19 protein-coding genes are annotated in these 26845 nt (G+C 51.6%); 7 read left to right on the forward strand and 12 right to left on the reverse strand.

The window, feature by feature from the left end:
• The first annotated feature begins 615 nt into the window (after positions 1–615).
• Positions 616–1812: an alanine racemase gene (alr, locus tag H6G21_RS23000; RefSeq protein WP_190576473.1), complete on the forward strand. Its 1197-nt coding sequence runs from the start codon at positions 616–618 to the stop codon at positions 1810–1812.
• A gap of 72 nt (positions 1813–1884) precedes the next feature.
• On the opposite strand, the gene H6G21_RS23005 is transcribed toward alr, so the two are convergent.
• The 5 genes from H6G21_RS23005 to H6G21_RS23025 all read right to left on the reverse strand — a co-directional run bounded on the left by H6G21_RS23005 (position 1885) and on the right by H6G21_RS23025 (position 7292).
• Entirely contained in the window at positions 1885–2979 is a 1095-nt protein-coding gene (locus tag H6G21_RS23005; protein ID WP_190576475.1) for an agmatinase family protein, read from the reverse strand.
• A gap of 65 nt (positions 2980–3044) precedes the next feature.
• On the reverse strand, positions 3045–3938 hold the full coding sequence (gene speE / locus H6G21_RS23010) for a polyamine aminopropyltransferase (RefSeq protein WP_190576476.1): 894 nt from the start codon (positions 3936–3938) through the stop codon (positions 3045–3047).
• Positions 3939–4136: 198 nt separating this feature from the next.
• Positions 4137–5624 (reverse strand): carotenoid oxygenase family protein, encoded by a 1488-nt coding sequence (locus tag H6G21_RS23015; RefSeq protein WP_190576478.1) that lies wholly within the window; start codon positions 5622–5624, stop codon positions 4137–4139.
• Positions 5625–5785: 161 nt separating this feature from the next.
• A complete protein-coding gene (locus H6G21_RS23020; protein ID WP_190576480.1) occupies positions 5786–6103 on the reverse strand; it encodes a DUF1825 family protein in 318 nt (105 codons plus the stop codon).
• Positions 6104–6374: 271 nt separating this feature from the next.
• Positions 6375–7292 (reverse strand): tetratricopeptide repeat protein, encoded by a 918-nt coding sequence (locus tag H6G21_RS23025; RefSeq protein ID WP_190576482.1) that lies wholly within the window; start codon positions 7290–7292, stop codon positions 6375–6377.
• A 1089-nt stretch (positions 7293–8381) separates the two neighbouring features.
• Between H6G21_RS23025 and H6G21_RS23030 the strand changes: the two genes are divergently transcribed.
• Complete coding sequence (locus H6G21_RS23030) at positions 8382–8807, forward strand: SHOCT domain-containing protein (RefSeq protein WP_190576484.1); 426 nt, start codon at positions 8382–8384, stop codon at positions 8805–8807.
• Between the two features lie 39 nt (positions 8808–8846).
• Positions 8847–9431, forward strand: coding sequence for a ComEA family DNA-binding protein (locus H6G21_RS23035; RefSeq protein WP_190576487.1), 585 nt, complete (start codon positions 8847–8849; stop codon positions 9429–9431).
• Positions 9432–9464: 33 nt separating this feature from the next.
• Here the strand turns inward: H6G21_RS23035 and H6G21_RS23040 are convergent, their stop codons facing one another.
• The 5 genes from H6G21_RS23040 to H6G21_RS23060 all read right to left on the reverse strand — a co-directional run bounded on the left by H6G21_RS23040 (position 9465) and on the right by H6G21_RS23060 (position 14771).
• On the reverse strand, positions 9465–9920 hold the full coding sequence (locus tag H6G21_RS23040; protein WP_190576489.1) for an NUDIX hydrolase: 456 nt from the start codon (positions 9918–9920) through the stop codon (positions 9465–9467).
• 319 nt (positions 9921–10239) lie between these two features.
• Positions 10240–10704, reverse strand: a complete 465-nt coding sequence (bcp, locus tag H6G21_RS23045; protein WP_190576491.1) for a thioredoxin-dependent thiol peroxidase — start codon at positions 10702–10704, stop codon at positions 10240–10242.
• A 161-nt stretch (positions 10705–10865) separates the two neighbouring features.
• The gene (obgE, locus tag H6G21_RS23050; protein ID WP_190576523.1) at positions 10866–11912 is read right to left on the reverse strand and encodes a GTPase ObgE; all 1047 of its coding nucleotides are present in this window, start codon (positions 11910–11912) and stop codon (positions 10866–10868) included.
• A gap of 206 nt (positions 11913–12118) precedes the next feature.
• Positions 12119–13726 (reverse strand): family 10 glycosylhydrolase, encoded by a 1608-nt coding sequence (locus tag H6G21_RS23055; protein ID WP_190576493.1) that lies wholly within the window; start codon positions 13724–13726, stop codon positions 12119–12121.
• 304 nt (positions 13727–14030) lie between these two features.
• Positions 14031–14771 carry a M15 family metallopeptidase gene (locus H6G21_RS23060; RefSeq protein ID WP_347278060.1) on the reverse strand — a complete coding sequence of 247 codons (741 nt, stop codon included), beginning with the start codon at positions 14769–14771 and terminating at the stop codon, positions 14031–14033.
• 701 nt (positions 14772–15472) lie between these two features.
• Here H6G21_RS23060 and H6G21_RS23065 point away from each other — a divergent pair.
• Positions 15473–18646 carry a VCBS repeat-containing protein gene (locus tag H6G21_RS23065; protein WP_190576495.1) on the forward strand — a complete coding sequence of 1058 codons (3174 nt, stop codon included), beginning with the start codon at positions 15473–15475 and terminating at the stop codon, positions 18644–18646.
• A gap of 326 nt (positions 18647–18972) precedes the next feature.
• On the opposite strand, the gene yidD is transcribed toward H6G21_RS23065, so the two are convergent.
• Complete coding sequence (gene yidD / locus H6G21_RS23070) at positions 18973–19194, reverse strand: membrane protein insertion efficiency factor YidD (RefSeq protein ID WP_190576497.1); 222 nt, start codon at positions 19192–19194, stop codon at positions 18973–18975.
• Positions 19195–19556: 362 nt separating this feature from the next.
• On the opposite strand from yidD, the gene H6G21_RS23075 reads away from it, so the two are divergent.
• Positions 19557–20552 (forward strand): PleD family two-component system response regulator, encoded by a 996-nt coding sequence (locus H6G21_RS23075; protein ID WP_190576527.1) that lies wholly within the window; start codon positions 19557–19559, stop codon positions 20550–20552.
• Here H6G21_RS23075 and cofG read toward each other — a convergent pair.
• Positions 20502–21533: a 7,8-didemethyl-8-hydroxy-5-deazariboflavin synthase subunit CofG gene (gene cofG / locus H6G21_RS23080; protein WP_190576499.1), complete on the reverse strand. Its 1032-nt coding sequence runs from the start codon at positions 21531–21533 to the stop codon at positions 20502–20504. The genes H6G21_RS23075 and cofG overlap by 51 nt on opposite strands.
• Before the next feature lie 374 nt (positions 21534–21907).
• Here cofG and smc point away from each other — a divergent pair, with 374 nt between their 5' ends.
• Positions 21908–25540 carry a chromosome segregation protein SMC gene (gene smc / locus H6G21_RS23085; RefSeq protein WP_190576501.1) on the forward strand — a complete coding sequence of 1211 codons (3633 nt, stop codon included), beginning with the start codon at positions 21908–21910 and terminating at the stop codon, positions 25538–25540.
• A gap of 91 nt (positions 25541–25631) precedes the next feature.
• Positions 25632–26840, forward strand: a complete 1209-nt coding sequence (gene lhgO / locus H6G21_RS23090; RefSeq protein ID WP_190576503.1) for an L-2-hydroxyglutarate oxidase — start codon at positions 25632–25634, stop codon at positions 26838–26840.
• The last annotated feature ends 5 nt before the right edge of the window (positions 26841–26845 follow it).

A 26845-nucleotide genomic window follows, 5' to 3' on the forward strand; every position in this document is an offset into this window, starting at 1 on the left:
GCCCAATACTAGCTGAATTGCCATACTGAGAATTGCTGGATGGGTTGTGCATTGTCGTTGAATCAGCGTTAATTTGGCTGCAATATCCACAGATCAACTCCAAACCCTTCGAACGGAGTCGAGTAAACTCGCTGATGGGCGAGTTGGTACAGGCCGAGTTGGTACAGGGCGAGTTGGTACAGGCCGAGTTGGTGTAGGCCGAGTGGAGTGTGATCCCCGCTGCAGTTAGTTTGCCGATTCAAGATTTAAGCTTTTCTTCCAGTGAAGCAACTAGTAACCCAAAAATAGCAACCAAATGGCAAAAGTTTTACGCCTATCTGGGTGTGGTTCAGCTAAATTATTCAGCATCATTTTAGATAAATGACCAAAATCCAGCTTCTGCTTGGCCGATCGCCTAGGGGGAAGCTGGTAACGGAAGGGTGTGGAATGCTACGAAATAGCTTGCCATGGGATTGAAGTGATCTAGGAGCTGAGGTTTGTCCCGAATCGGTTGCACTGAATCGATCTGATGCAATCGGGTGCACGCCCTTCGGTGATACCAAAGGTTCAGTGGAGCATTGCAGTCGCCGTGGCGTATTGCAGTTAGTCAGTCTTGGGTGGAGGAGTGAAACACGTATGATGAGTTGGGAAACGGGTTCGAGTATCGCACGGATGCAGCGGGAACGGGCTTGGGTGGAAATCGACCTTGCCGCGATCGCCCACAATATGCAGCAGGTTCGCCGGATCCTCAAACCCGGCACCGATCTGATGGCTGTGGTCAAAGCCGATGCCTATGGTCATGGAGCCGTCACCGTGGCGCGAGCCGCCCTGCAAGCTGGGGCGACGTGGTTAGGTGTTGCGACGATCCCCGAAGGCATTGAACTGCGGGAAGCGGACATTGAAGCCCCGATTTTAGTGCTGGGAGCCACCAACTTACCGGAACAAGTGCGAACGATCGCCCGTTGGAATCTACAACCGACTCTGTGCACCCCTAAACAAGCACTCGTGTTTGCTGAAGCGATCGGCGATCGATCCCAGCTTCCCGTTCACCTCAAAATTGATACCGGAATGTGCCGCCTAGGGACGCCTTGGCAGGAAGCGGTGGAATTTATCCATCTGGTGCGCCGCTTGCCGAATTTATCCATTGCCAGTCTCTATTCCCATTTCGCCACCGCCGATGATCCCGATCAAACCATCATGCGGGAACAGCAGCGCCGCTTTGACGAGGTCATTCGTGCCTGTGGCATTCAAGACGCCCCCGATCGACCCAAGCTGCACTTCGCCAACTCCGCTGCCACATTGGCCGATCGGGCATTGCATTACGATATGGTACGAACGGGACTGATCACCTATGGACTGTATCCTTCACCGCACTTGAGTTCAGGGGTTGATCTGCGCCCCGCCATGCAAGTCAAGGCCCGCGTGACCCAGGTGAAAACCATTCCACCGGGAACCGGCGTGAGCTATGGCCATCGCTTTGTCAGCGATCGGGACATGCAGGTGGCGGTGATTGGGATTGGCTATGCCGATGGGGTGCCGCGTAATCTCTCCAACCAGATGGAAGTCCTGGTACGGGGGCAACGGGTGCGACAGATTGGGGCCATCACCATGGATCAGATCATGCTGGATGTCAGCACCCTTCCCGATTTGCAAGCGGGGGAAGTGGTGACGGTGCTGGGGCAGGATGGCGACGATCGCATTAGTGCCGATGATTGGGCTAACCAATTAGGCACGATTTCCTGGGAGATTCTCTGTGGCTTTAAGCACCGACTGCCTCGGGTTACCGTGGATCAACTCCGCTGCGATCGGGTACGGGATGAGTCCCGCTCTTAACCCTGCTGCTGTTCAATCTGCCTCAACTTGCTTCAACTTGCTTCAACTTGCTTCAACTTGCTTCAACTTGCCTCAACCTGCGGGGAGGGAACGATGGGAAAGATCCATGAGATTAGCCAGCTTATAGACAATCCGTGCGCCCACGTTCCCATCCCACTCTGCATCCCCCACTTCGCACAGGTCGAAACCGATGATTTTGCGGCCACTCTTGACCAGTTCCCGGAAGAGACAAAAGGCTTGTTCTAGTTCCAATCCACCGGGAACAGGTGTGCCTGTGTTGGGACAGAGTTTTGGATCGAGTCCATCAACATCAAAGCTAATGTGAACAGATTGCGGAAGATGACTAATCATTTCACGGCAGAGTTCAATCCAGGAAATACCCGCGTACAGTTTTTGGTGAATAACCGGATCGTAATAGGCAACAATGCGTCGATCGGAATTGTCAATCAATTGCACTTCATCATGGCAAATGTCCCGCAGCCCAACTTGGACAAGTTTGGTGATTTGCGGTAACTTGATTGCGTTAAACATGATCGATGCATGGGAAAACTCAAAGCCTTCATAGGCATCCCGTAAATCCGCATGGGCATCAATGTGCAAAATGCCGAATTCAGGATAGACCTCCGCTAAGGCGCGATAGTAACCTAAGGGAGAACTGTGATCGCCACCAATGACCGCAACTCGCTTGCCGTTAGACAATGCATCACGACAGTGTTGATATAACCATTGGTTAACTGATTCACAGGCTTGATTAATTTCCGTTAGAACCGGAGCGAGATCGGGAGTTTCCGTTAAGGCTCTCCCCTGTTCTAAGCGATCGATAATTTGTCCGGCCTTTTCCCGGTAATAACCGTTTTTCTCCAGAATATCTTGGGGAATCTCCATCATGAAGATCCCCTGTTGCCAACCCTCGGGATTGTCAAAATCATACAAATCCAGTTGGGGCGATGCATCCAAAATTTGCTGCGGGCCGTTGGCCGTTCCAGCCCCATAGGAAACCGTGACTTCCCACGGCACCCCAAACACCAACAACTGAGCCGACTCCGCATCAAAGGGCAGGCCGTAGAGGTTGCCATTCAGTAGGCCAATGCCACTGGGATTATAGGTTTCCAAAGGGGGATTGCCCGTGCTGTTTAAACTCGTGCTGTTCAAGCTGGAACTTGCCATCGATCGCGCCTCGCTATTGCCTCGCTATTGCAGTCTTCTAGGGGATCGCAACCCCCTATGTACCATTAACCTTCAGTCATTTTGCGAATATAGGTGGGCAAGCAAAAAGCTGCCTGGTGAACGTCGGCATTGTAATACCGCAGGCCATGGGTTTCTGCAAATTGCTCGGCCTGGGCGCGATCGAAATTCTGCAACGGATGCAGATCGCCCTTGGCACAGTAGGTTAAACTCCACAATCCCGTGGGATAGGTGGGAATGAAGACTAAATAGCAATGCACCCGATCGCGGCCAAAGACCTGCTTCAGGCAAGCATTCAACTCCGTAAAGGCTTTGGCATTAAATGAAGGGGACTCGCTCTGTACCGTAATGACGCCACCGGGCCGCAAAATCCGATGCACATCTTCATAGAACGATTGGGTAAACAAACCCTCCGACGGGCCAACGGGATCGGAAGAGTCAATGATAATGAGATCGTAGGAGGCATCGGTAGCGTCATGGACAAACTTAATGCCATCGTCAACCAGAAGGGTCAGCCGTGGATCGCCAAATGCTGAGGATATCGTCGGTAACCACTCTTTGGATGCCCGAATCACCGCTTCATCAATTTCTACCATCGTCACGGTTTCGATCGTGGAATAGCGCATGAGTTCCCGAATGGTGCCGCCATCTCCCGCCCCAATCACCAACACATCCTTAACCGTGGGATGGGTTTGCATGGGAACGTGGGTAATCATTTCGTGGTAGGCCGCTTCGTCCCACTCTGTGCACATGACCATATTGTCAATGGTCAGCATTTTTCCGCAACTATAGGTGTCAAACACCTCGACGGTTTGGTAGGGCGATTGCTCTTGGAACAACCGATCGCCCCGGAAACGAACGGATAGCGCAATTTGCCCATTACTATCAGTCAGCCACTCGTGGGGATGGGTTTGCGGAGATGCAGGCTCAGGATGGGTCATCGTTAGACGTTGCGCCTCTCTAAATAGTGAAACAACTTAGTGCAAGTGAAATTTAGTGCAAGTGAAATCGCTGATTGAAACAACTCAACACCAACGCACTAGCATACGATGTCCCCGCGATCGGCTCAAGATGTTCTGAAAACAATTTTGGGGGCCAGGTAAATTCTGCCCCCATTGAACCCAGCACTGAACCAGGGTCTAGTCGATGAAAACCTCGGGTGTAAAGGTACCGTGGAGCCCGTAGGGAACATGGTGCTTCAGCCAGAGCCGGGTGACGGGAGCCAGGGTTTGTCCATCGAGAATCACCAGGCTCGATCGATCCCGCTGGCCGTCGTACACCATCGTCAGCACCCAGCCGTCATCCTCCGCACCCTGCAAGGGGTAAGCTGCATTACGGGGCACAAAAATGGGTTCGCTGATGTAACCGTGGGGCGCAAAACTATGGACAATTTCTGCCCCGGTTGTCACATCTACCTTCGCGATCGCCTGCAACGGCATATTGCCTACCGGACGATCGGCAGCCCCCATGTAGGTATAGCGATAGTTGCGACCCACCTGTGCTGGATGGACGACGGGGAATTCACAGCACCGAGCATTGAGTAATTGCCGATCGACGGTTCCTGTTGCTAGATCTAAACGGAAGCGCCACAGTTGCCCCGGCGAGAGGGCTTCAAAGTTTGTATTGCGGAAATCCGATCCCGGTTCCACCGACGGTAAGGAGTCGTAGCAAATGGAGTCCACGACAATTTGGCCGTTCTCTTCAAAGGCGTTGGCATGGTGGAAGACAAAGCCCGATCGGGCTTCCAAGACCTGCGGAGCCGATCGACCATCGCGGGGAATCACAATCATTTTGGTGGGGCGATCGGGTTGAAATTGCAAACATTCCCCCGCCCCCCGCAGCCCAAAGACAAAGGGCAAGGGATTAAACTGCATCGGATTTTGGAAAAAGATGCAGTAGTTGGGCGTGATGGCAAAGTCGTGGATAAAGGCAAAACCAGGGATTTGGTGGCTTTGCTGCCGGACGATCGCGCCCGCTAGGTTCAATTCGTACAAATTCAGCTTGAAGGACAGGCCCGCCTGGATGGAAAAATTCACCAAGCAAGGTTCGCCTTGATCAAACTGGCTGGCGGGATCGACCCAGGGATGGGCTGCGAACGCATCACCGGACTTCAGCTTCCCGTCAAAAAATTCCAATCCCAGGGTGTCCAAGTTTGCGGGATCCAAGCGGTGGGGTTCTGCCGCTTCCCAGAGGGCTAGCAGTTTGCCCCCCCAATAGATCACCTGGGTGTTGGCAATATTCTTCAGTTTGGTGTCAAAGGCGTTGGCCCAGAATCCCCCCGATCGCTGGGTGCCAAAGACACCACGATAGAGAATTTTTTCCGCCTTTTGTTCCGCCACGTAGCCTTCCGTTTGCACGTAGCGATTGCGAAAATGGACGCGGCCTGACTGGAAGGTGAAGGCGCAGATCATACCATCCCCATCAAAGGGATGCTGCACCGGAGTGCCTGCTACATCCAGCATTCCCGGCCCGTTGCGGAACAGGGTTCCCGTCAACCCTTCTGGAATAGTCCCTTCAATCTCATCAATCCAGTAGTCATACTCACGCTTGAGCGATCGATATCCTTTGGCCCATTCATTCCGGTCATAGGAGCTAGCAGTAGAGGAGACAACGGGCGAAGAAGTCATGAAGTTATATTAAGAAAGGTAAACATCTCTATCTTACCCCGTCTCATAAAAACAAGGACACATGCTCAATGTGCCCTGCGGGAGTGTGTTTTGAGATGGCATACTTTGAAAAAGTGTGTTCTGGCGGAGCATTTTTGCCCATCGACACCGTGAACGATGTCCTAGGGGCCAATTTGGGCTTTCATCCGGTCTAGGGTAATCCGCATATTGTCAAACATCTGTTGCGGCGTCATGCCAAACTGGCCCAGTTGGGTTTTGAGTTGTTCGATCGTCATGCGAGCGGAGAAATCATCGGAGAGCTCCAGCCGCTTCATCATAATTTTGAAGCGATCCATCACTTCTTCCATTTGTTCGATGTATTTGATTTTGCCATCGCGATCGAACTTGCCGTAATGACTACCCAATTCAATCAGCGATTGATAGGTCTGAAAGACATCCTTGGCTTCTTGCTGGACAATTTCTGATTCAAAAAAAGACATGGGTGTTAAATGCGATCGTTTGTGAAGGGCTTGACCTAACAAAATCATTCTAGTGTAGCGGCTAGAGGCAGACTAGGTAGGGGTTTCACTACTCAGCCCATCCCTACCGAGCTATCCCTACGAACCGAGCCAACGGCATTGATTCCCATGCATTGATTCCCATGCATTGATTTCTATGCATCAAGTCCATTGAATTCCCTGTAGAAAACTCAATGGACTGGCAGACTTGTTAAGCTGAACAACCTGCGATCGCAAAGATCACCCGTTGGAATTAGCGACGAAACAACCCAAACAATCCTCGCCGCTCAGTTGCTTTGGCCGCTGGGGGCGCTGGGGGGGGCGTTGGGGTATTGGCTTGAATCTTGCTGATAAAACGATTGGCTAGGGAATTGTTGGGATCTAATTTGAGGGCTTGTTTGAAGTAGACCCGCGCCATCCCCAGATTATTTTGCTTAAAGTGGATGTACCCCAAGAGGGCATGGTAATCACTGCGTTGGGGATTAATCCGAATGGCATCCTTGAGTTCTAGCATGGCCTCTTTCCAAGAGCCATTTTGGGCGTATTGTGTCGCCCGATCGTAGTGTCGCTGGGCATAGTCCTGCTGGGGATGCTCGGGCTTGGGGGCACTCCCTAATCCACTGGCGGGCGGGGGCGTGGTGATTGAGTGGGCTGGCTGGGCTATCAACCCCGATCGTTTTTCACGAATAGCGCCATCGCCTTGCTTGAGCTGCAAGTAGACTAAATTGAGTTCACTCAACTGCTGCGTAATTTGGGCAAACTCGGTCAAGGGCAGAAACTGTTGCTCTGCAAGCGCTGTAATCTTCTGCTCATAAAAAATTTCTGCGGCGTGTACTGGTTGCCGACTCAGTTCCCGTGCCACCTCAGTGCAGACACTCCCATTCTTCAGTAACTGCCCCGCCTGTAGACGCAACAGCGCCCCAGCTTCCTTACGCCCCTGTTCTTCCTTCAGTTTGGTGTAAGCTGGGTTGACCAATTTGGCCAACAGCTGGGTCGCCAATTCTCGAGTTGTCGGATCGGCGTTGACATACCGATCGGGATGGAGAATTTTCGCAATACTCCGGTAACGCTTCAGAATCCGTTGAGGATCCGCAGTTACTGAGATCCCTAAAACTGCATAGGGATCAGATAACCATTTGAGCCAGTCAGAGGTGAACTCGCTAAGGGTCATGTCTATCCTTGTCGGAATGAGGCAGGGTGGCTAAAGGGGAATCAGAACGATCCAAGGAAATACGTATTACCTAGATTGCGAAAAATATGCATGTCAACATCGGCACCTTAGGAAAGTTTAGGGGGGGCACTAGAGAGACCCAGTAACAAGAGCAACAATCTCTCCAGCAAAAACACTCTCTCCAGTAAAAGTGATTAGTAACATGCAATCTACAGAACTCAATTAGATTAAGCTCAATCAAAAGAACAAGTTTCTCTGTTGAGAGGAATCTAGGGAGGGGGCTACGTAGGATTACGGCAGGTAACTAAGTCTAACTAAGTTATATCCGTTAAGCAAAATCCACGTATCTTCATCACTTTCTCATGGATTCTACTTATCTTAGTTACTTCTTCACAGCGTTTACAGTAGTACCGGGAACTCTTTGAAAAATTCCTCTGAAGCATTCTAATAAAAGCTGAGAATTATACAGCATTTTAAAAAATTGCAAGTGATCTGAATCGCTGTAGAGAGTAGAGCGTGATCAACTCTAGCGGGGCATGCTAGAAACAATGCTGAAGCAAGCGGTTTAGTGATTTGAGGAGGTTGCGACTTCTGAGGGAAAACCCGTTGGTAGAGTGCTATCCAAGTTGCCTACTGCGCCCACTCGCCTAGCACAGTCTAAGCAGAGTTACTACAGTTTAAGCAGAGTTACTGAGGTAAAGGACTTAGGTAAAGTTATTGCGTCTGCGTCCTCTACGCCGATTGGCCGATTGGTTAAGTATTCACACTATTCAATCCTTGATATTCAAGCTACTGACTCATTGATGGCTCATTGATGACTCATTGATATGTATGCATTGTTGATTGATTCTCCAGGACCCAGGGTTGCATTTGTTAAACTCTATTGATTGGCCTAAGGACTGTTAGTTTGAAAACTTACTGCGCCGTCCCGATCGCACGATCGCTGGAAACCGTAGGAAGTTGTCCATAGGGCGTCGTCCATACTGTTGTTCATAAATGTTGTTCATAATCCTGTTCGCAATAGAATGGGCGATAGATATAGGCGGCAGGTATGCTGATAGTACGGGTATACTAGGGAGATCCCCATCCATGATTCAAACGCTGAAAAATCGTAAAATTGCTGCTGTTTTGGCATTTACGGGTGCTGCCCCCCTAGCGCTCCCTGGGATGGCCCATTCAGTCCACATGGTGGGGTTGCACAAGCTCTATCTGGGTCAATACGGTTGGTTTGTGATTTACCTGCTGCTGGGGTTTACCCCCATTCCTTGGATTGCAGGGGTTCTGGAAGGCGTTTGGTACCTGGTGCAGGAGCCCGAGGAATTCGATTGGAATTTTAACCAGGGCCTTGCCGCTACAGAAATTTCTTTGCAAGCGCCGCTACGATCGCCCCAGGCCAGTCGAACGCTGGATGTGACCGATGCGGTACGGGAGTTGGATCAACTGCGCCAGGATGGACTCATTTCTGAATACGAATTTGAGCAGAAACGACGAAAGCTGATCGATCGAATCGGCTAACTCTAGAATAGGGAAGTACTAGGGTTTACTGAGGATGGCATGGCATTGCTGGACTGGCTCAATCTGTGGAATGGTATCTTGGGAGGACGTAACGGGTTGGGCGGAAATCGACCTGCGTTGCCTTGGCAGAGCCTGAAAGCAAAAATTGCCAATGACCCCTATTACCGATTTCATACCTTAGAAGAAATTAAACTAGCCGCTTCCTTGGGCATCCAAATCGATGTCAATATGGCGGGGGTCGATGATTGGCTGCGTTTACCGGGGGTATCCATTCACCAAGCCCGCAGCTTAACCCAGTTGGTTGAATCCGGGGTGCAATTTTATTCGTTAGACGATCTAGCCGCCGCCTTGGGGCTGCCCGTGACCCGCTTGCAACCCGTTGCGCCCATTTTGCGATTTTGCTACTACGAAATGGATTCCCTCGATCGCATTGAGCGACTGGATCCCAATAGTGCCACGATCGAAACCCTGCAACGATTGCCGGGAGTTGGGCCTGTTCTGGCTCGGGCGATCGTGCGCCATCGTACCTCCCACGGACGCTACCGCAGTTTAGTGGACATGCAACAGCGCCTCAATTTACCAGGTCAGACGACAGCCAAACTCATGCACTATCTCAAGTTTTAGGCCAAGGTTGTCTAACGTTTGAGGCTAAGGTCGTCAGGCTAAGGTCGTCAGGCCATTGAAGTAATCCTGGAGTTGGCGACTGTGGTCGTGGGAGAGTTTGCCCGGTGGAATTTCGTCACGGTAAAAGGCTTGTACGTCCATGACTTCCATTTCGTCTAAGGCTTGCATCTGGCCCACGGCTTCCACTTCCACCACGACACAGATGGAGTGAACCCGTGGATCGCGATCGGGATGGGAATAAACCCCCACCAGCCGTTTGATTTTGGCAACTTCCAGTCCCGTTTCTTCCGCCAATTCTCGATGCACCGCTGTGGGCAAATCTTCGCCCCAGTCCACCATGCCCCCCGGCAGCCCCCATTGACCGTTATCGCGTCGTTTGACCATGACAATGCGCCCGTCCGCAAGCGTTGCAATAATGCTGGTTCCAGTCACGGGGTGACGGAAGATCACTCCCATCACATTTTTGATAAAGTGCCACAATCGACGCATAGCAATTAGGTTTCCTGATATAGAGCAGACCGAGGAAGTCAACAATGACAGTGTTGAAAAAAGTGTTGAAAAATTAGGAATTCCAGACAGTCATGACCCCACAATACTGAAGTTGACAGGATGGGGAGTCCAAAGGGTGCAGCCAAAGGGCTAGCATTCGGACTCATCCCGGCAATTTCTCTACAATTTTAAGTTCTGGCTTCAATTTTAAGTTCTGGCTTCAGTTCTGGATTGTTTTTAGACCCAGGAACCCTGGAAAACGGCTATTGGTGGATCCTGTTCAACTTTGGGATCCCAACGACTCACCAGAACAAGCCTTCTAGTCCTCGGGCAAATCATTCAAAACATCGGCTGGGTGGGTTTCTGGCTTAACTTTTTTGTAGATCTTGAACAACTTGCCCTCCGGATCAATGACAAACGTATTGCGGGTAATACCCATATATTCCTTGCCCATAAACTTTTTCAGGCCATAACTTTCATAGGCGGTCGAAACTTGGGCATCGGTATCAACCAGTAAGTGAAATGGAAGGTTGTACTTGGTGATGAATTTGTTGTGATCTTTAGCATCGTTGAGGCTGACGCCCAGAATCACCGCATTTTTGCCCTCAAAGGCTGCGTGCTCGTCCCGAAAGGCACAGGCTTCTTTGATACAACCGGGGGTGTTGTCCTTGGGATAGAAGTACAGAACCACCCATTTGCCCCGCAAGGCATCTAGGGCAATCTCATTGCCAGTTTCGTCCGGTAACACGAAGTTGGGAGCCGGATCTCCGATCGTCAAGGCCATGGGGTTCACTCAAACATCAATTTGCAATCCCCTACCATACTGCGATCGGGGGGTTCATTTAAAGAGGTCAAACCTGCCGCTGAATTTTCTACTATCGAAATTAGAAAAAACCCGCGCGTTGGCGTGCAAACTCCGTTGTAGGTGCTCGGTGGCGCTATGACCTAGGGCGCGATCGACAGTGGAATGCCAAACTCATCCAGTTGTTCAGCCTTAGCCCGATCGAGCACCGTCCACACCTCAGACAGTAGGTCATCTAGCCCTAACCGACTGACCGCCGAAATCTGAAACACTTTCCCTTGGGTGAGTTCAGTGAATTGAGCCGCCAGATCAGCTAGCATCGGATCCTCTGGGTCAAAGGCATCCAGCTTATTCAAAGCAACAATTTGGGGCCGATTGGCCAAACCTCGACCGTAGGCCAGCAGTTCATCCTGGATGGTGTGATAAGCCGCGATCGGATCCTCAGCAGTGGCATCAATCAAATGCAACAACACCCGCGTCCGTTCCACATGGCGCAAAAAGTCGTGCCCTAAACCAATCCCCGCATGGGCTCCTTCCACCAGTCCGGGAATATCGGCAAACACTGTCCCATCCCCCGTCGGTTTGCGGACGACGCCTAGGTTGGGAATCAGCGTCGTGAAGGGGTAGTCAGCAATTTTAGGCCGCGCTGCTGAAAGCGCCGAAATCAGCGTCGATTTGCCCGCGTTGGGCAGACCAATAATGCCCACTTCTGCTAACAGCTTTAACTCCAAGCGCAGGAGCCGTTGTTCACCTTCCCGTCCGGGTTGGGCCTTATCAGGGGCACGGTTATGGTTGGTTAAAAAGCAAGCATTTCCGAGGCCGCCCTTGCCCCCCGCTGCGACCAGGAGCGTTTGTCCGGAGGTCGTCAAATCACCGATTAACTCTCCCGTCTCCGCGTCAAAGACCATCGTGCCGCAGGGCACTTCAATGATGCGATCGTCGCCGGACGCGCCCGTGCACTTATTGGTTCCCCCCCGCTTGCCATCTTCGCCCTTAATCAGTCGCTGGTACTGGAAGTCCAACAGCGTTTGCAAATTTTCCACGGCCTTGAGCACCACATCGCCGCCATTGCCGCCATTGCCGCCCGATGGCCCTCCCGCTGGCACGTATTTTTCCCGGCGGAAGGACACCATGCCATCGCCACCGTTACCCGCGATTACTTGAATTTGTGCCTGATCGATGAACTGCATAGGGCTGCCTGAGAAATGAGCGATCGCAAAACTGACGCCTGCAAAAAAGCCTGAAAAAACGTTAAGCCTGCCAGCAGGGGAAAGCGCTTGTAAATTTTGCAAATCCCCATTATAAGACTTGCGTTGCACCTCCGCACCGAGATAGCCCGACAAATCAGGGATGGCTGCTGAACCGCAGGGATGACTGCTAAATCGCTGGAAATCCGCTAAAACTGCCGCGATCGGCAGAATTTTCGATCGCGATCGGACTCCGGTTCCTGCCAGGAGAAGGCAAAGTGACTCACGGTATCTGCCTGGGGAAAAATCCGGCGGATCTCTTGCATTTGGACTTCCAGCGGGGGACGGTTACTGATGGATTGCTGCCAAATGCCTGCCAACACAGGTTTGACGATGCTGCGGTTTATCGACATGTCTAGGGTCCGTTGTACCTGGGCTGTAATGCAGTTGGATTCCCCACAGGTGGCGTAGGACATGGCATGACGCTCAATATTTTCGGGAAAGCGATCCCACGGTTGCAAGCGGGAATCATAGCCCCGACTAACGGTTTGGTTAGCATCCGGGAAAAAGACGGCTCCGGTGGGAATTCCAGCCTGTTGTGCCGCATTACTTGCGAGGACGAGGTAATCAACCACCCCCTGCATGGCATGGCCTACGGATAATCGCCACAATTCGTTCTGCAATAGGGTTTGGCGTTGACTGAGGGGGAGTGTGTTTTCTTGGGGATTGGCCGATCGACCGTGCCAGAGCGGGGGATCCGTTTCCTGGGGATAGCGGCGATCGACCTCTTGCAGATCGCTGGCCGTAATGCCGCCTTGCTGAAGGTAGCGATCGATTAAATCGCGGCCTTTATTATTAAGTGCCCTTTGCAAAATGGCCGTGCGCGATGCCTCGCCATAGATCCAAAGATCGCGCACGTCGTTGGCGACGGAATCCTTGCCCCGTCCTTTGGGATAGCGAATGTAGTCGAACAACATGCCATCGGGCTTGCGCTTGGCCACTTCCTGCACCATAGCTAGGTAATCCTGCCGCAGGGTGGGATGGTAAGGATCAGCAAAGGCTTCGTCGGGGTTAAAGGTGTTATTCAGTTCCTTGGTGGCCAAATTGGTCTCGATCGTGGTTTGTCCCCGACCATTCACCGCGATCGTGCCCCGTTTTTCCAGCTTAGTCACATAGGGATAGCCCACATTCAAGCTGAACATCCAGGCGTACACCTTGAGGCCCCGTTGCCGCCCCTTACGAATCACCTCCGCTAATAGATCCACCTGATCCTGCCCCGGTGTTTGGATCATGGATTGCCAAGCAGTCCGGTTACTTGCCTTGGGCAGCAGAACTTGGCCATTAAAAAAGGTCTCGACGTAAACCTGGTTATACCCCCGATCGACAATGCGATCTAACACCGCTTCAATCGCGCCCGATCGGGTATCGCAAGGATATAACCGCAGCCAAATACCTTGATTGCGCAACCAGTTCTGTTGGCGGCACTGGCGCAGATGCTCGGCATGTTGCTGGGTTACTTCGTCATAACGCCGTTGGCTATCGCGATCGCCCTTCATTGCCTGGGCCCGCAGTGCATCCTTTTGCTCAATTTCCTGGGTGGTTTGTTGGCAGTAGGGCAGAAAGGGCTGAGCCTTAGGTGGGGCTGTACGGGCGATCGGAGGCTTTGCGATTGAAGCATTCGCGATCGGAGTCTGTCTAGCTTCCACTGCGATCGGGGTAGCTGTTTGTCCTTGGGCCATGGTTGGACTCATCCATAGACCTTGGCTCAATAGACTAGTCAGCGCCAACCCGCGTCCTACTTGTAAGCCAAGCTGCAACCTGTTTGCTGGGGGACTGATTTTCAGGTTCCGATTCAGGTTTCGAACAGTTCTGTTATTCCACACCATGCTTTCAGCAATCCTTCCATCACCAAAAAGTCTGACTTCCTTGCCCTGCCCTAGGGTTCCCCAACGGGCATTTTGCTGCCACTGGATTCTCTGGCCGATCGATACATTCCGGGAAATTTAGCCCCAGCGCTAGATAACTGATGCGCCTCTCCCACGGAGTTGAACACTGTCAAACACGAGTGTCAAACACTGTTGAACACTGAGCTGAGCTGAGCAGTATGTTGAGCTCAGCACCTCACGCTGCATCAGGGACCCGGCCATAACACGCAACGACATGGCGACTCGGATCCTCCCGCTGACTGAGCCATGCCCACAGTTGATCGCCCCAGGAGAAATGCCACCACTCATGGTAGTGCCGTTGAAATCCGGCTTGGCGCATGACGTAGTTCAGCAGTTGCCGATGGGTATCATAACGCTCTGCTGAAGCATCGGGTAACCCCACATAGTGATCTGGGTACGATCGCGGCGAGATTTCATCGATCGCAGAGCCCATGTCGATGACCTGTCCAGTTTCGTCCACCAACGTGAGATCGATCGCGGCTCCGGTGCTGTGGGGCGGGGGGGTGAGGGGGTTGGGATTGGGCATGGCCCAAAACTGATAGACCTGCTGGAGGGCTTCGGTACGTTGGGCATCGGTTAGGGAGGCGATCGCCCAGCCCTGTTTTGCCAGCACCTCCTGCAAGGTGTAGTCCACCATAAACTGCTGCACGGCAATCGGACGGTAGGCGTCAAAGATTTGCAGTCGCCAACCAGGCTTGAGTTGCTGTAAACACTGCTGGGCTTGAATCAGTCGATCTCGCACCCCTTGCCGCACGGAAAACGGTGAGCGATCGCCATAGGGAGCCCCCAGTTTTGCGTAGGGATGGGGATCCACCAAACAAAAAGTCTGGTGATCCAACGTCACCAGGGGCTCATGGCATTCTGCAATCGAAATACGTTGGTAGGGTTTCATCGCGACAGAAGGCAAAGTTTCCAAGGTTGAAGTTCCCAAGGCTATAGGTTACAGGGATTCGCCAAATTTGCCGCTTTTTGTTTGATCCTTCACAGTCCAAACACCTCTGTAGCCCCAAAAGACTAGCCCAACCGCCCGATCGCGCTCCGCCGAGCAATCTCCAGATTTGTAACACTTCAGTGTGCCGCCTCTCCTGAGCAGCAGATTTCCCAAAAATGGATTGTCCGATTCGTGATTAACAAAATCAGGGATTGACCAAATTAATGATCTACAAAATTTTAGTAATCTACAAAATGAGTTGTAATCCTTTGCTTCATCTTGTCTTTGTTAATAATACGATCGAATCACGCTATTTCAGTGAATTCAACTAAGCTAATTTTAGTAATTTTTTACTTTCTAGACCAACACGATTTCTAGATCAAAAAATCTAAGTATAAATTGGGATTTTAGACCCTAAAAATAATCATTTTTATGAATTAATTGATTGATATATCCGAGTAAATACATATTCAGTATCCATATATTCAGGGTGACATTTTGTCATTAAAACTCAGTACGATCGAGCCCTAGGAACGATCGTGTATTTTGCAAGTGAAATCTTTGCGATTTTTCCGAATTGCCTTCTCTTTGATTTGTATTCGTTGCTCACACAAAGCTCCCCGCCCCCGTTCTGACATGAATTTGAGTTCAATTACATCTTCTTGCAATAGCTAATTCAACCCATCATGACAAATTTTACACTGAGTTCTAAAGTTCCTAATCTCTCTCAGATGAAGCTGAAAGGAAAAGTTCAACCCACCTTTGTTGATCTAGATGGAGATGGAATTTTAGATGTTTTGATTGGTTCGAATGATGGTACTCCTGGAGTCAAATGGAATTATTACGCCAGTGGTACACAGTACGCAGAAAACACATTTTCACTGTTTAACAGTGCTGCAAATATTACCTTTTCAGATGTAGATGGTGATGGCGATCAGGATGCAGTTGGGGTCGCTCAAAATGGGGGGCTGTTATTCTACCGCAATGATGGACGGGGCAAATTTACCAACCTAACGGGGAGTAGTAATCCCTTCAATAACCTCTCTGTCGGGGTTGGCTCACAATTGACCTTTGTGAATGGCACCTTAATTGCCACCAGTACGAGTGGGGCGGTACAGCAGTTTTCTTTGCAAGATACGCCGGTGTGGAGCACCAGAGCGGTTTGGACACTTGCAGGACGCTTTACAATGCCTGTCCTGACGTACGTTAAGCAATGGAGATCGGGGGGCGGTTTTGATTTGGCAGGCATTAATTTTGGAGCTAATGCCCGCCCCACCTTTGTTGATTTCGATCAGGATGGGGATCTGGATATTGTCGTAGGGGGCGAGGATGGCAAAATCCGCTACTACGAAAGCTACAAAGGCAAGTTTTACCAAATGCAGGAAAAGTTCAATCCGTTTCGCAAGATTAACTTGGGGAATCGGTTGAACGCGAGTCCCACGATCGTTGACATTGATGGTAACGGTACGCTGGATTTAATGATTGGCAAAGGTGATGGCACGATCGAGCAATATCGCGATATGGTGGCGCAGTTCTACCGTCCGATCGCAAAATTGCCTAAGTTTTCCCTAGCCTTGGGCACCTATGAGTTTTCCTATCGTAACGGCTGGAAAAGCTTTAACCGTGAACCGCGTCAAATGGCGGATATCAATGGGGATGGCTTAGCGGATATCGTTGGGTTTGGGTCTGGTGGGGTCTATGTGGCCTTGTCTAGAGGGGATGGAAGTTTCTCCAGTGCTTACCGGGCAACCTATGAGTTTGGCAACGGCGACAGAGAATGGCCTAGTTTCGATCGCTATCCTCGCTTCATGGCCGATGTCAACAGAGACGGACGTGCGGATATCGTTGGCTTTGGTTGGGATGGGGTGTATGTCTCCTTAGCGAATACCCAGGGGAAATTTAACCCATCCTATAAAGCATCCAATGAGTTTAGCTATACCAGTGGATGGCGGAGTTTTGAGGCGTTCCCTCGCCAAGTTGCTGATGTGAATGGTGACGGATACGTAGATTTAATTGGCTTTGGTGAGGCTGGAACGTATGTTTCCCTTGGACAAAGCAATGGTCGATTTGCCAACGCGAAAGCAGCCTCCTTTGAATTCAGTTGGAATAATGGCTGGCGTGGTTTCGATCGGTGTCCCCGCCAGATGGCGGATGTGAATGGCGATGGTCGTGCGGATATTGTTGGCTTTGGGGATGGTGGTACCTATGTTGCTTTGGGCAAAGTCGATGGAACCTTTGCGAATGCTCAATTAGCAACCTCGTGGTTTGGAAATGGCAGCAGACAGTGGCCTAGTTTCGGTCGCTATCCCCGGCAACTGGGGGATATCAATGGCGATGGACGGGCCGATATTGTTGGGTTTGGCTGGGATGGAGTCTACGTCGCCCTAGGGCAATTGGATGGGACGTTTATGGTACCGCACCAATACGACTCGTTCAAAGAATTCTCCTACAGAGCGGGAGGATGGTCTAGTTTTGATCAGTATCCTCGACAGATTGCTGACGTGAATGGCGATGGCCTCGCAGATATTGTTGGATTTGGCTACGATGCAGTTCTGGTGGGCGTTAATAAAACACCACAGATTCCGAGGAATGCTGACTTATTATTTGAACTAGATTTTCAAACTACTGGGCAGGGCATTTTTGGCAATCAGACAGCCCGGTATGCTTATAGTGGTGGGATTAATCCGATCGGATGGGACTATAGCAAAGAATACAGTTTTGGCGAAGTGGCCGGATTCGATTTGGGCAGTGTCAAAGCAGGAACTGACGGTAAGTTTGGTGTCAGCTATGGCTACAATCTGGATTTGGGTTCTCTGAATGCCTCATTACCAATTCAAACGTGGTTTGATTTACCAGATGATATTCGGGCGGGTCAAACCATTACTCTGAAATCGGGTTATAACCTCAAGGAAACCGCGAGTTTTTCGACGACTGCCCCACAGTTGCAAGCCTATTTTGATTTTCTCTGTGAACTGTATCTGGGTGCTTCGCTCAAGGTCTTGGGCAGAGAGATGGTGCCGACACCCTACCAACCCATCGATATTAATGAATCTTTCTCCCTAAGAGTTGACAGCACTAAGTCTTGGTCAGCGAATATGGATGATAAGCATGAGACTAAGACCAAGTACTTCTCTGGTAGTTATACCCAACCGGGCTTAGCGAGCATCACGATCGCAGGGCCAAAAGATGGCACACAAGGTGTGGTCGCGAACGCCACTTCACTTTTTGGCAGTTCTAACAACACCATTCTTAAAGCCAATATCGACCTCGATCGCTTATTAGGCGAGATCTTGGATAAGAGTAGTAATCCCTATGCCAAAGCAGTAGCCAAGTTTCTGGAATACATTGAGGGGAGTGTCAGTGGCTCTTTTGCTAATGTTAGTGCCATGGCGGAGTGGAATCTCTTTGATGTAGAATTCGCCAATGATTTGGCAATTCGGAGTAACATCGATCTATTTGCCAATAACTTAGTTGGGACACTCTTTTTGGAAGATGGGACACGTCAGGCATTCCAGGTGGGGCAAGATCTTACCTTTAACGTGGGATCTGATGTGAATGGTGATGGCTTTATTAACATGAATGCTATCGTCAACTTGAATGCTAGTGTCCGGAACAAGACCTCACTGACTTACCAAGGGGCTATCGAAATGCAAGCGTTGAGCGCCAAAGTTACTGTTGAGACTGATTGGGGGGCGTTAGGGAGCACTTCAGACAGTGTTGGCTTTGGGCCTGTCTGGAGAGATCGAGTCAACCTCCCAGGTTTGAGTGCGGCAACGGATCTGTACAACAACACATTTGCATTGGGTGGCTTGAACAGTCAGTCCTTTAGCTTTGCCGTCGCTGTGGGGAATCGAGCTTAGGCGTTGAAACCCTGGACTGGTCATTTCAGGATTAAGGCCGTTGTAGTTCGGTCAGTCCAACGGAGCGATCGGTCTCACCTAGGGGGCGATCTGGGAATCGATCAATCCCCTCGATCGTGCCCTCGGTTATAGCCCCCCTGACACAATTACCCAACAGGAGATCTGAGTGGATAGCGCCATCTGCCCAGATCTCCTGTTGTTTCCATCCTCAGAATTACTGATTCAACCCAAATGGGCCTCGCTGGTATTTTCCTCAGTTCAAGTTAATGTGGTTGCGGATCCAGTCCAAAATGTGTAACCCTAATCTTCTTGAAAAGGGGGGATCATTATTTCGTGTTGGGAGGAACAGGGTCGTAGCCACTACCGCCCCAGGGATGGCAGCGGCAAATGCGACGGGTGGCCAACCAACTGCCTTGGAGGGGGCCATGGGTCTCGATCGCCTCGATCGCGTACTGTGAGCAAGTGGGCGTGTAGCGACAGCACGGCAGATACAAGGGCGAAATGAAGACACGATAGCCGCGAATGAGAGCCAGTAACAAAACTTTCACGTGTACGTCTCCCGATAACGTAGAAATATTAATTGAGCGGAGACATTTATAGATAACCATCCTTAAAAAATTTTAAGATGCCGAATGTCCTTGCCGAATGCCCCTTGAGGGGTATCCGTGAATCACGAGAAGTCAGGATCCTACAGTAAGCTATGAACGGCTTTTGGATCAGTAATTTCTAGGAATCAGATACAGAATTCTTAGAGAATTGCTGAAGGTATCAGAAGTTCTAGAAAAGTTGGGAATAATGACTGGTAGGGCAAGCTAAGTTTATTCAATTGCCGTAATAAAGTTGCGCAAATCGAATGCCAACCTTGAGCTGTGGGGAACTTCAGCCTCCCCCAACCAATGGAAACTATTTGATGCCAGATGTCATGACCTTCTCACCCCATAATCCGCCATTGATTCTAGTGGCAGATGATGACAAGGTAATGCGGGTTTGTCTACGTCAAGCCATGGAACAAGAGGGCTACCAAGTCGTCGAAGTGATGGATGGCGAAAGCTGTCTCGCTGCTTATACTCAGCTGCGGCCAGATGTTGTACTTCTGGATGCAGTCATGCCGATCATGGATGGTTTTACCTGCTGCACTCACATTCAAAACCTAGAAAACGGCAATCCCTATACTCCCATCCTGATGATTACAGGGTTGGAAGATGAAGCATCTGTAGAACAAGCTTTTGCGTCAGGGGCATTTGATTTTGTCAGCAAGCCTATCCATTGGGCGGTGTTACGGCAGCGGGTCAAGCGATTAATTCAGCAAGTCCGGCTCTATCATCATCTCCAAGCAACGAACGATGAACTGATTCGGTTAGCCGCCTCCGACGGGTTAACCCAAATTGCCAACCGTCGTCGTTTTGATCAGTACCTGCACCAAGAATGGCATCGCCTTCTGCGAGAACATTTGCCGCTGGCCTTGATTCTTTGCGACATTGATTTCTTTAAAGTTTATAACGATACCTATGGTCACCAATCGGGGGATGATTGCCTGCGTAAAGTCGCCAGGGAGCTAGAGTTTTCAGCGCGGCGATCGGTGGATTTAGTGGCTCGGTACGGCGGGGAAGAATTTGCGGTGATTCTGCCCAATACCGACATGGAGGGGGCCATCCAAGTGGCGAAATCGATCCATGAGAGCATTGATGCCCTAGCCATTCCCCATGCGGGATCCCAAGTCAGCAATGTGGTGACAGTCAGCATGGGGGTCAGTTCCACCATTCCTAGCCAATTAATTGACCCAGCGATGTTAATCACAGCCGCCGATCAAGCGCTCTATCAAGCGAAGGCCGCCGGTCGCAATCGCTTTAAGACGCTAGAAATTGCCGATCGGGAGCGATTGAATCAAGGAACGCCATCGGTTTAGGGGGGCGTCAAGGGGGGGCACCAGCCAGCGATCGTACTGGGGATAAATGGGTAGCCGGGGCACCAATTGCCAACCTTGCGGATCCAGGCACGCTCGTAACTGAGCAGCTGTGGGATGGGGATAGTCGGGATTGACTTCATCGATCGGGCTGAGTCCTCCCAAATCCCGCGCTCCGGCTTCTAGACAGGCCAAGAGAATCTCCGGCTGATGCACTAAGTTTGGTGGAATTTGCAGGGTAATGTCCTCTGGCAGAATCGATCGGGCGGTGTGAACCAGTTCAGGCAGTGCCTCTAGCGGAAAACCCTGCCCCATCCGGGTTTCGCTCGTGCCGGGGCTGTAGGGTTGCAGAATGCATTCTTGGATATGGCCGTATTGGGCGTGGATTTGAGCGATCGTCTCCAGACTGGCAATGCGATCGTCCACTTGCTCCCCCAGCCCTAATAAAATTCCAGTGGTGAAGGGAATTTTGAGTTCACCCGCTTGGATCAGTTGCTGGTAGCGCAATTCTGGATCCTTGCTGGGGGCATGGCGATGGACAGTTTGTAATAAATTGGGGGTCATCTGCTCCAGCATCAGCCCCATGGAGACATTGACCGCCTTCAGTTGCTGCATTTCTTGGTGAGACAACGGCCCCACATTGGTATGGGGTAAAAATCCCAGGTCAAGGGCCCGTTGGCAAAGCTGGTGGATATGCTGCAACCAAGCCGATCGCTGGGGACTATTGGGATGCACCTCGCCGCTGAGAATTAACACTTCGCAGGTGCTTGGGGGCAGTGATCGCAATTGGGCCTCGGCCTGGGCGATCGACAACCAGCCCTGGGTGCCCACATCGACCCGAAAGTTACAGTAGGTACAGCGATTAAAGCACTCATAGGTCGGAACCAGGGTATAGGCTGGACTATAGGTGATCGTTCTAGAGGGGATAGTGCTAGAGAGGATGGGTCTAGCAGGAATTGGTTGAGGGATTTGGTTAGAAATCATGCAATTTGCCAAGCCAACCCTTGGGGTATGGCCCTCACGAAGTCAAGCTTTTCAAGCTAGGTCTTTTGTACTAAACTAAATATAGTGGTTCACTTCCTTTAAAACACACTACACTAGACAGCAATTTTCCACGCTCAGCTTAATACCCAATCAACTTGTGATTGCCACCCATGACGAGCCCCTAAAACTCCCTTATCAAGGGGGACTCTCAGAGAATTTGATCGCGATCGCAGGTAGATATTGAATCTGAGTGGAATCTGGCCTAAAGTTGAACATCCTAGTTCAATTTCCAGTAAATCTCGACCCCTTGCCTTTCCTGTTGAGTCCCATTTTCGTTGAAATGATTTTGTTAGCCCTGTTAGTCCCCGAAACCTGTGTTTGTTAAACGCCTGGAACTCACCAATTTCAAATCTTTTGGGGGCACAACTCAGGTGCCTGTTCTGCCGGGATTTACGGTTATTTCCGGGCCAAACGGGTCTGGAAAGTCCAATCTCTTGGATGCAATTTTGTTCTGCTTGGGCTTGGCGGGATCCAAGGGGATGCGGGCGGAGCGCTTGCCGGACTTGGTGAACCAGTCCCAATCTAGCCGAGGTCGCACCGTCGAAGCCAGCGTGACAGTGACGTTCGATCTGTCGGACGATCGGGAACTGTTAGAGGCGATTCGGCAGGAGGCGATCGAATCGGGTCAGGAGGATGCCCGATTTATGGTGCAGCGCACGGACGCGGGTCAGGTGATTGAATGGAGCGTGACTCGTAAACTGCGTGTTACCCAACAGGGCACCTACACCTCCAACTACTACATCAATAATGAGCCCTGCACGTTGACAGAACTGCATGATCAGCTCAATCGCCTGCGGGTTTATCCGGAAGGCTATAACGTTGTGCTGCAAGGGGACGTGACGCGGATCATTTCCATGAACCCTCGGGAGCGGCGGGAAATTATTGATGAGCTGGCGGGGGTGGCTTCCTTCGATCGCAAGATCACCCAAGCCAAGGAAAAGCTGGATGCGGTCAAGGATCGGGAAGATAAATACCGCATTGTTGAGAAAGAACTGATTGACCAGCGCGATCGGCTGTCCCAGGATCGGGCCAAGGCGGAAAAGTACAAAAAACTACGGGCAGAATTACAGGCCAAGGAGCAATGGGAGGCGGTATTCCGGTTCCAGCAATCCCAAACCCAGGCGGAAAAGTTACAGGCTCAAATTGTCTCTGGGGAAGCGGAAATTGCCACCCTGACCCAGCAAATTGCCACCGCCGAAGCGACGATTAAGACCACGGGCGCAGAATTGGATGCCCTCAACGCCAAAGTTCGCGCCCTCGGAGAAGCGGAACAAATTGCTTTGCAATCCCAGTTGGCGACCCGCGAAGCGGAACTGCGGCAGTTGACCCGCCAGGAGCAGGATTTGCAGACCAGCGATCGGGACTTGCAAACGACGATCGGCAAGACCCAGCAGGAACTAGCCGAGCAGCGGGACCTGTTGAACCGTCTGGCCCAGGAGCAATTGAGCACTGAAACCCAAGAGTTGGCCAGCCTCACCCAAGCCCGCAACCAAGCCCAGGCCAAGTTGGAGCAGTCACGGCAGGCGGCCAGCCAGTCAGCGGCCAGTGCGGAGGCTTGGGTGCAGGAACAAACGAACCTGCGCCATCAGATTGATACGATTTTGCAAACGTTGGATCCCCAACGCACGGAGCAAGCTCGGTTACGGGAGCGGGCGAGCCAGTTAGAAAAGCAAATGGAGGAACAAACCCGCAGCCGCAACTCGTTTCTGCAACAGTTAACGGAACGGCAAGCTGAGCAAGAAACCTTAGCAACGGCACTGAAGGCTGCAACGGAACAAGTACAATCCTTGGCTCAGTCGATCGCCGCGATCGACCAGGAATTGCAAATCCAAAAAGATACGCAAACGCGATTGCAAAATGAGCAACGGGAAAAGCAACGTAAGCTCGATAAATTAGAAGCTCAAAAGCAAGCGGTGCAAGAGGCCCAGGGCACCTTCGCCACCCAGGTGATTCTGGGCTTAGGCATGTCTGGGGTGCATGGATTGGTGGCGCAGTTAGGTCGGGTGGAATCCACCTATCAGACAGCACTGGAAATTGCGGCAGGGGCTCGGCTTGGCCATTTGGTCGTGGATGATGATGAGATCGCGGCAGCGGCGATCGAAATCCTCAAACAACAACGAGCGGGTCGGGCTACGTTTTTACCACTGAACAAAATTCGAGCCCCCCAAATTCCCGATGCGTCCACCCTGCGCACCCTCAACGGCTGTGTGGGCTATGCCATCGATTTAATCGACTGCGACGATCGCTATTGGGATGTCTTTGCCTACGTCTTTGGCGGTACGGTCGTCTTTGAAACGATCAATGCGGCACGGCGACACCTGGGCAAATTCCGCATGGTGACGCTGGATGGGGAACTGCTGGAAGCCAGTGGGGCCATGACTGGAGGTAGCATCGGTAAGTCAGCCCTGCACTTTGGGACAGGGCAGGTGGGCGAGTCCGCCGAAGTCCTGGCGCTGCGGGAGCGGCTGGGCGAAATTGATACTATTTTGTTCCGCTGCGAAGATGCGATCGCCAAAGCGACGATCGCCCACCAGAACACAACCAAGCAACTCATTGAAGCGCGGCAACAGCACCGGGAAGTACAACTCCAGTCGGAACAGTTGACTAAAGAACTCGATCGTTTAACCAGTCAACAGGAATCTCTAGCGCAGCAGATTCAGAATCAGTCCCAGGAACAGGCAGCAGCCCGATCGCGATTGCAGGAACTGGATCGGTCGCTTCCTGATCAGGAAGCACAGTTGGCAACGCTGCGGCAAACGCTGGAAACCTTGGAACAGTCCCAAACCCACAGCGAATGGCAACAAATCCAAGCCCATTTGCGCCAACTGGAAACGGAACTGGATCAGCGGGAAAAGGCGCTGCGTACCGTCGAGCAACGGTTAGCTGATATTGTGAATCAAAAACAGCGATCGCAGGAACGGATTGAACAGGGCGAAACGCGATTACAGGAACTGCGCGAACAGCAAACCCAGGTCTTGCAACAAACCACGGGCTTACAAACCCAGCGGGCGGACATTCAAGCCAAAATTACGGAACTGCAAGCGGCCTTGGTGGAACTGGATAAAACCCTGGGTGAGGAACGCCACAAGCGGGATGCCCTGGATAAACAATTACGGGAACTGCAAACCCAACGCCAGCAAGCCGATTGGCAACGCCAAAAGGTTCAGGAGTCCCAAGCCACCCGACGACAGGAATTATCCGCCCTCCAGGAACAAATCGAGCAACAGAAACTGGAACTGCCCGATCCACTCCCGGAAATCCCAGAGGATGCGACGCGGGATGTGGCCCAGTTGCAGCACGAGATTCGATCGCTGCAAAAACGCCTCCAGGCCATGGAACCTGTCAATATGTTGGCGTTAGAGGAATATGAACGCACCCAGGAACGCCTTCAGGAGCTCAGCGACAAGCTGGCCACCCTCGGCGAAGAGCGCACGGAATTGTTGCTGCGCATTGAGAATTTTACGACCCTACGAGTCCGGGCCTTCCGGGAAGCCTTTGATGCCGTGAATGAGAACTTCCAGCAGATCTTTGCAACCCTGTCGGACGGGGACGGACGGTTACAGTTGGAAGATCAGCAGGATCCCTTTAACGGCGGCTTAAACTTAATTGCCCACCCCAAGGGCAAGCCGGTACAGCGGTTGGCCTCCATGTCCGGGGGAGAAAAGTCGCTGACGGCGTTGAGTTTTATCTTTGCGCTGCAACGGTATCGACCTTCGCCGTTCTATGCCTTTGACGAGGTGGATATGTTCCTCGACGGGGCCAATGTGGAAAAATTGGCGCGGATGATTAAGCATCAGGCGCAGTCTGCTCAGTTTATCGTGGTCAGTCTGCGGCGACCGATGATTGAGTCGGCCCAGCGGACGATCGGCGTGACCCAAGCGCGGGGAGCCTATACCCAGGTGTTGGGCATTCAACTGGAAGGCCAAGCCCAAACAGCTTCGGGTTAAGGACGCGAGTTTAATCAGTCCGGTGAATCAGTTCGCAGTGAACCGACCCAACTAGCCTTGCTTGAATCCACAAACCTTCAAGGGGAACCGGATGTACGACTATGCGATCGTGGGTGGTGGTATTGTGGGTCTTTCCACAGCGATGGCCTTAGGGCAACGCTATCCCCAGGCCAAGATTCTACTGCTGGAAAAAGAAGCGGAATGGGCGCACCACCAAACGGGAAATAACAGTGGTGTAATCCATTCAGGGATTTACTACAAACCCGGTAGCTTTAAAGCGAAATTCTGCCGGGATGGGAGTCGATCGATGGTGCAGTTTTGCCAAGCGCACGGCCTGCCCCACGAAGTCTGTGGCAAGGTGATTGTGGCAACGGAACCGGCAGAGTTGCCGCTGTTGGAAAATCTCTATCAACGGGGCTTGCAAAACGGCTTACCCGTGCGAAAAATTACCGCCGAAGAAGTGAAGGACTATGAACCCCATGTGGCTTGTTTAGCGGGGATTCACGTTGCTTCTACGGGCATTGCCGATTACAAAGCCGTTTGCCGGAAATATGCGGAATTAGCCCAGCAGCAAGGGGCCGATTTACGCTGTAATACCCATGTCGATCGCATTACGTCCAACCCCTTCGGCATCGTCCTGGAAACCTCGGCAGATACGTTTGAAGCGCGATTTTTAATCAACTGTGCCGGGTTACAGAGCGATCGCATTGCCCAGCAAACCGGAGCCACTGTCCCAGCCAAAATTGTGCCCTTCCGAGGGGAATATTATGAATTGGTGCCGGAAAAACGCCATCTTGTCAAAGGCTTGATTTACCCCGTGCCCAATCCCAGTTTTCCCTTTTTGGGCGTACATTTTACCCGCATGATTGACGGTACCGTGCACGCAGGCCCCAACGCAGTGCTCAGCCTCAAGCGCGAGGGCTATCACAAAACTGATTTTGACTGGCGGGATGCTTGGGATACCCTGACCTATGGTGGATTTTGGAAACTGGCGGCCAAACATGCCGATCAGGGAGCCCAGGAAGTGCTGAGATCGCTGTTCAAATCGCTCTTTGTCAGCAGTTTACAACGGCTGATTCCAGAGGTGCAATCGGCGGATTTAATTCCCACCCATGCGGGGGTGCGGGCCCAAGCCCTCCAACCCGATGGCAAACTGGTGGAGGATTTTCTGTTAATCCCGGATGGGGCGGCGTTGCATGTTTGTAATGCCCCTTCCCCTGCGGCCACGTCTTCCTTGGAAATCGGACAGGCGATCGTGGCGCAAATTTCAGCTCCAGCTTGCACCCAAATTCCTCGCTAGACCAC

Origin of the sequence: Alkalinema sp. FACHB-956 (genome assembly GCF_014697025.1) — a bacterium.
In the GTDB taxonomy this organism is placed as follows: domain Bacteria; phylum Cyanobacteriota; class Cyanobacteriia; order Leptolyngbyales; family Leptolyngbyaceae; genus Alkalinema.

Bases quoted from the DNA above. Each gene is read 5' to 3' on its own strand.
- speE (WP_190576476.1), bottom strand. From the start codon at position 3,938: ATGACCCATCCTGAGCCTGCATCTCCGCAAACCCATCCCCACGAGTGG.
- bcp (WP_190576491.1), bottom strand. From the start codon at position 10,704: ATGGCCTTGACGATCGGAGATCCGGCTCCCAACTTCGTGTTACCGGAC.
- H6G21_RS23025 (WP_190576482.1), bottom strand. From the start codon at position 7,292: ATGACCCTTAGCGAGTTCACCTCTGACTGGCTCAAATGGTTATCTGAT.
- alr (WP_190576473.1), top strand. From the start codon at position 616: ATGATGAGTTGGGAAACGGGTTCGAGTATCGCACGGATGCAGCGGGAA.
- H6G21_RS23065 (WP_190576495.1), top strand. From the start codon at position 15,473: ATGACAAATTTTACACTGAGTTCTAAAGTTCCTAATCTCTCTCAGATG.
- H6G21_RS23005 (WP_190576475.1), bottom strand. From the start codon at position 2,979: ATGGCAAGTTCCAGCTTGAACAGCACGAGTTTAAACAGCACGGGCAAT.
- H6G21_RS23035 (WP_190576487.1), top strand. From the start codon at position 8,847: ATGGCATTGCTGGACTGGCTCAATCTGTGGAATGGTATCTTGGGAGGA.
- cofG (WP_190576499.1), bottom strand. From the start codon at position 21,533: ATGATTTCTAACCAAATCCCTCAACCAATTCCTGCTAGACCCATCCTC.
- H6G21_RS23020 (WP_190576480.1), bottom strand. From the start codon at position 6,103: ATGTCTTTTTTTGAATCAGAAATTGTCCAGCAAGAAGCCAAGGATGTC.
- H6G21_RS23040 (WP_190576489.1), bottom strand. From the start codon at position 9,920: ATGCGTCGATTGTGGCACTTTATCAAAAATGTGATGGGAGTGATCTTC.
- H6G21_RS23030 (WP_190576484.1), top strand. From the start codon at position 8,382: ATGATTCAAACGCTGAAAAATCGTAAAATTGCTGCTGTTTTGGCATTT.
- lhgO (WP_190576503.1), top strand. From the start codon at position 25,632: ATGTACGACTATGCGATCGTGGGTGGTGGTATTGTGGGTCTTTCCACA.
- H6G21_RS23015 (WP_190576478.1), bottom strand. From the start codon at position 5,624: ATGACTTCTTCGCCCGTTGTCTCCTCTACTGCTAGCTCCTATGACCGG.
- H6G21_RS23075 (WP_190576527.1), top strand. From the start codon at position 19,557: ATGCCAGATGTCATGACCTTCTCACCCCATAATCCGCCATTGATTCTA.
- obgE (WP_190576523.1), bottom strand. From the start codon at position 11,912: ATGCAGTTCATCGATCAGGCACAAATTCAAGTAATCGCGGGTAACGGT.